The sequence below is a fragment of the bacterium genome, assembly GCA_030247525.1.
Taxonomy (GTDB): domain Bacteria; phylum Electryoneota; class JAOADG01; order JAOADG01; family JAOADG01; genus JAOTSC01.
Genome location: JAOTSC010000212.1, coordinates 1 through 4,995, shown reverse-complemented (window position 1 = coordinate 4,995; position 4,995 = coordinate 1). Strand labels below are relative to the sequence as shown.

Here is a 4,995-nt window from a genome sequence, read left to right as displayed (position 1 = left end):
ATTTTGCTTTACTTGAATCGCACACTTACTCGGTTCACTATGAGGTATCGATGTCTCGCTTATTTCCTCGCATCTTATTGCTTTTACTCGGAGCTGCACTCTCGGTTGCCTTTGTTACCGGTTGCGGTGAAAACTCTACCGAGCCAGTATTGACACAACGGAATGCCACGGCAAACGACGACGCCGTAATCGCTCAGCATGCTGCAACAGCCTTCAGTGGTTTTATGCTCGCGATCGAGCAACACAAGCCCTTGCTGGGCGTAAATGGCGGTGTAAACTATGGTGTATTCCGCCCGGTCGAATGGGATTCCACCTATACAGCAACCGCTTTTCCGGGCTTGCAGATTCAGTGGAGTGATACTTTTTACTCCCGTTTGATCCAAGGAACCGATTTGCAGATTCTTCGGTTCGATCACAACATTTCTACCAATGCAGCGTATAAGCCTGCGCGGATCGAGCAAGGTATTTACCGTTACGGCATGTTGAATTTAGCATTACGCCAGTACTTACCAGATTCTTTACGGAACAATTATCCAATCGCATACGATGTCAAAGAGTTCGATATGACGTATGCTGCCAATGGCACAGATTCCCGCACTTTGGTAGGAACGGGTATGATAACGGGTACGGTTGCTGTACAAATCCAATTTTCCAATGACAATGCAACTGGTACATTATCGCAATCCGATACTGTAATGGCGGCGGTTACTTTCCGGAACGTCGGTAGCGCGATTGGTGACAACAGCGTAGAATTTGAATTGAATGCCGCCTATCCATATTACAATCCGCTAACTGATCGCGTTTCCTTCTCCCGCAAACATCTTACACTTACGATCTCAGTGAATTCATTAGGTCGTGGAACCGGTTCAGTCGTATTTGGCGGGGAAGAGCGGGTAAGACTTTACTTTAACGGACGTCCGTATTTTTACGCAGGAAGTTATCGCATCGCTGCTGATGGTTTTTCAACAGAGCGACCGATCGAGTTTGAGTAATACAAGCACTATTCCTAACTTAAAAAAGGGTACCAGTCGGTACCCTTTTTGTTATGGTAAATGTCTGGTTAGTGTCACAACCAGCCAGAACATTATGTCCGATTTCCGAAAGAAACGGGAAGCTCTTCTTCCCACGAAGCCACATCAAGCTCGGCGACTTCCTCCTTTGACAGCTTGATGTCAGAAGCTGGTAACGATTCTTCCAATTGCTTGATCGAAGTGGCTCCGATGATTGGACTTGTCATCCAATCCCGTGCCAACATCCAAGCGAGGGCAATTTGAGCGAGCGGAAATCGCCGTTTCTTAGCAATCGCATCCATCACTCCTAACGTCTTTACAACTGTTGGTGTTAGTTTGTCTGGTGCGCGTCCGTTCAAGGTATGCCGCGAACGATCCGGCAACGTGGCATTCGGTCGATACTTACCGGTGAGTAACCCACCTTCGAGTGGGCTGTATGGAATCATTCCAATATTCGCTTCTTTCACAACCGGTAGTAAATCGACTTCGACTTCGTTACGCACTGTAAGATTGTATTTCGGTTGGGTCGATACCGGACGTGGTAACCCGTCACGATCTGCGATGGCGATGATTTCCCGATGCTGCGCTCCGCTGAAATTCGATAGACCAAGCCAACGGACTTTTCCATCGCGCACCAGTTTCGCCAATGCGTGCCAGGTTTCTTCTATGGGAGTATTGGGATCGGGAGCGTGACACTGATAAAGATCGATGGTCTCGATTTGCAATCGTCGCAACGAGTCTTCGACAGCGCGCATGATGTGGCGTTCCGAAAGCCCTTCGCCATCTTCGCCTTCCCACATTCTTCCACGCACTTTGGTCGCAATCACAAGTTTGTCGCTTAGACTGCCGATCGAACGTTTTCGCTTCAACCAATTGCCAATGTAAGTTTCGGAAACGCCGCCGGGATTTCCTTCGACCCAACGGCTATAAATATCGGCGGTGTCAATGAAAGTAATACCCGCTTCGACTGCGCGGTCAAGAATTTGATGTGATTCCGTTTCGTCGTTTGCCCATCCCATCGTCATCGTACCTAAACATAGATTCGACACGGTAAGATCACTATTGCCCAATTTCCGGTATTGCACTATTCCTCCGAATCAAAGACTGGGTGGTTCCGCACTTTCGCCAAAAAGCATTGCGGCTCATGCTCGATAGAAAATATTCCGATACTGTACAAGAATTCCTTGACAATTTCGGTACCTGTGAACGCAAAGACCGCGCGAAACTCTTTAACCCACGCCGGCAAGTCCAAGTTCCTACGCGAACGTTCCCGCAGCCAAGCGTCGAATGTGTTACGAGTCCGGTGCCAATCGGCGAGTATCACTGCATTGCTGATTGCTGCGGCAATCTTTCGTCGGTTGCGGATAATGCCCTCGTTAGCCAAGAGACGCTGGATATCGTTATCATCGTACTTCGCAACTTTTTCAATTTCGAATTCGTGGAATGCTTGCACCAACGCATCGCGTTTTTTGAGAACGATCAACCACGACAGCCCCGCCTGCATCTGTTCCAGAACCAACCGCTCGAATAACTGGTTATCGTTATGGATCGGTACGCCGTATTCTTCGTCGTGATATTTGCGCAAATATGGATTCGACTGCGCCCACTGACAACAATCGTTGCTCATTCGTGCTCCTTTTCTATCCTGTACGATACAGAATTCACTTCGTATTATCAACCGGAGTATCTATCGCAATTGTACTCTGTGAGTTGACGCGCTTTAGAAACGTTTGTATACTTGTTTCATAATGAAGAAATATTTCACGAAACTTTCTTGCTGTGTTTTTGCTTATGCAGTTCTGCTGTTGTATGTACAGCCGAGTTGGTCGCGTCTCGTTTTCACACTTCCCGGAACACTCGCCTCCTCAGTAAACGCATTACATGTTGGCGATACGCTGCTTTTGAAAAACGGAGTTCACCAAATTAAGTCGATTCGTGTTGAAACCGACTCAGTCGCAATCCTTGGTGAACCGGGAGCCATCATTCGTGGTGATCGCACTGGTCAAGTTCTCAAGATTTTAGGAAATCATGTCAGCATTGGTGGCATAACGGTTGAAGGATCCGGCACGAATCCGGTGGAAAGCGATGCGGCAATCGCGGTGTATGCGCTTAATGCAAGAATATTTGACTGCAAGTTTCAGGATTATTGTCATGGTATTTATCTGGAGCGAGCGCACTTTGCGACGATAACCAACAATCGCTTTACCGGTCGCAACGACCGTCCCGAGCGGGAAAATGGCAATGCCATTCACTTGTATCTTACCAACGGAGCAACAATAACTGCGAATGAATTTCATGGTGGGTTGGATGGCGTTTACTTCGATGTGTGCGATGGTGGAAAGACGGTAGCGAATCGTGCGACAACTGTTCGATACGGAGTTCATTACATGAATTCCCGGAACCAAGTATGCGCCAACAATCGCGTATCGGAGAGCTTTGTCGGGGTTGCGGTGATGTATGCGGCGAGTGTCGTCGTAAGTGGCAATTACTTACACGATAACTTGCGGGCAAACGCTTACGGGATACTATTACAGGACATTGAGAGCTGTACAGTTTCCGGAAACAACGTCATAGCGAATGAAGCGGGGTTTCTGATTGAGAATGTTCGAGCGAGTGTATTGTCGCAGAATCGCGTCGAACGAAATCGAACTGCGATGGAGTTGTTTTCCAATTGCAGTAAAACCGAAGTCGTACAAAACGATTTCATAGCAAATAGCGTTGCACTCAAGACAAAGACCATCACACGCGAACCGCGGTTTACCACTAAGTTTTTTAACAATTACTGGAGTACGCTCAATCGAGTCGATTTCGACGACGACGGTATCGTCGATCTTCCGATGCGAATCGATGAACCGTTCGAGCAATTGTTAGGGGAACAGCCGCTGCTGCGGTTACTGCAAGGGACGCCGGCACATTACCTTTGGAATACGATTGGATTATTACAAACAAAAGCGGTACATATCATCGATCCCAAACCACAACGATGGGAAGTTACATCGCTATCACTAAAAATGAATCGACACGACAGTCATATTTTCACAACGATTCTGACTCTACTTATTAGTGCCACTCTTTTACTTTGCCTTATGAAGCACAGCCGCCGATGAAATTGGAAATCCGAAATCTCACAAAACGCTTCGGCGCGGTTGTTGCGGTCGAATATTTATCGTTGCAAGCGATGCCCGGCGAAGTCGTCGCAATCCTTGGGCCTAATGGTTCAGGGAAATCGACGTTGCTAAAATTGCTTGCGTGTTTGTTGCAACCGAACGAAGGCGAATTACTTTTCGATGACGTAAAGCAGACATGGTCATCACAGATAGTCCGCCAACAAACCGGTTACCTCCCCCAAACAACGATCCAGAAGTATCGCGCGACCGGGCGCGAGGTTTTATCCCACTATGCGAAATTGCTTGCGGTATCTGCCGAACTACCGCTGACAGAGCTTGCGCGGTTCTTTCCCATCGGCGCATTGGATCGACCGATTGCCGGTTACTCGACCGGGATGCAACAGCAATTGAGTTTTGCGATTGCCACCTTGACCGATGCACCGATTTTACTACTCGATGAACCGACCGCTGCGCTCGATCCCGATGCTGCGGCAAAAGTGCGTGCCCGGATTGTTTCAGAACGAAATCGCGGTAAAACCATTTTGCTCTGCACTCACGATTTGCTCGATGTAGAAACGACCGCCGACCGAATTATGCTGATAGCGCAGGGACATATTGTGGGACAGACAACTCGCGCAGACCTGCTGGGAGTCGAACAAACCAACAACATCGAACGGAATCGGTTTGCAGAAAAACTGGAACAACTCTATCGCACATCGATTCATCCCTTCGAGGAGGTGTAATGTATACGAGAGTAATTTTCTCCGCCTTAATCTGTATCTCGATGCTTGGTTGTAAACCTCAACCGAAACCGGAGCCGTTGCAACGGGAAGATATTTGCGTTGTTTGCAAAATGGCGGTAAGCGATCAACGATTTG

General features: G+C 48.0%; 5 protein-coding genes. 3 read left to right on the top strand and 2 right to left on the bottom strand.

All coding sequences use genetic code 11. From position 1 onward, the window contains the following. Positions 1-50 precede the first annotated feature (50 nt). Positions 51-992 carry a hypothetical protein gene (locus OEM52_13920; GenBank protein MDK9701233.1) on the top strand — a complete coding sequence of 314 codons (942 nt, stop codon included), beginning with the start codon at positions 51-53 and terminating at the stop codon, positions 990-992. A gap of 92 nt (positions 993-1,084) precedes the next feature. On the opposite strand, the gene OEM52_13915 is transcribed toward OEM52_13920, so the two are convergent. After that, positions 1,085-2,095, bottom strand: a complete 1,011-nt coding sequence (locus OEM52_13915) for an aldo/keto reductase (GenBank protein ID MDK9701232.1) — start codon at positions 2,093-2,095, stop codon at positions 1,085-1,087. Next, the gene (locus OEM52_13910; protein MDK9701231.1) at positions 2,095-2,637 is read right to left on the bottom strand and encodes a DNA-3-methyladenine glycosylase I; all 543 of its coding nucleotides are present in this window, start codon (positions 2,635-2,637) and stop codon (positions 2,095-2,097) included. The genes OEM52_13915 and OEM52_13910 overlap by 1 nt, the downstream gene beginning before the upstream one ends. Before the next feature lie 121 nt (positions 2,638-2,758). On the opposite strand from OEM52_13910, the gene OEM52_13905 reads away from it, so the two are divergent. Next, positions 2,759-4,117 carry a right-handed parallel beta-helix repeat-containing protein gene (locus OEM52_13905; protein MDK9701230.1) on the top strand — a complete coding sequence of 453 codons (1,359 nt, stop codon included), beginning with the start codon at positions 2,759-2,761 and terminating at the stop codon, positions 4,115-4,117. Then, a complete protein-coding gene (locus OEM52_13900) occupies positions 4,114-4,860 on the top strand; it encodes an ATP-binding cassette domain-containing protein (GenBank protein ID MDK9701229.1) in 747 nt (248 codons plus the stop codon). The genes OEM52_13905 and OEM52_13900 overlap by 4 nt, the downstream gene beginning before the upstream one ends. Positions 4,861-4,995: the final 135 nt, after the last annotated feature.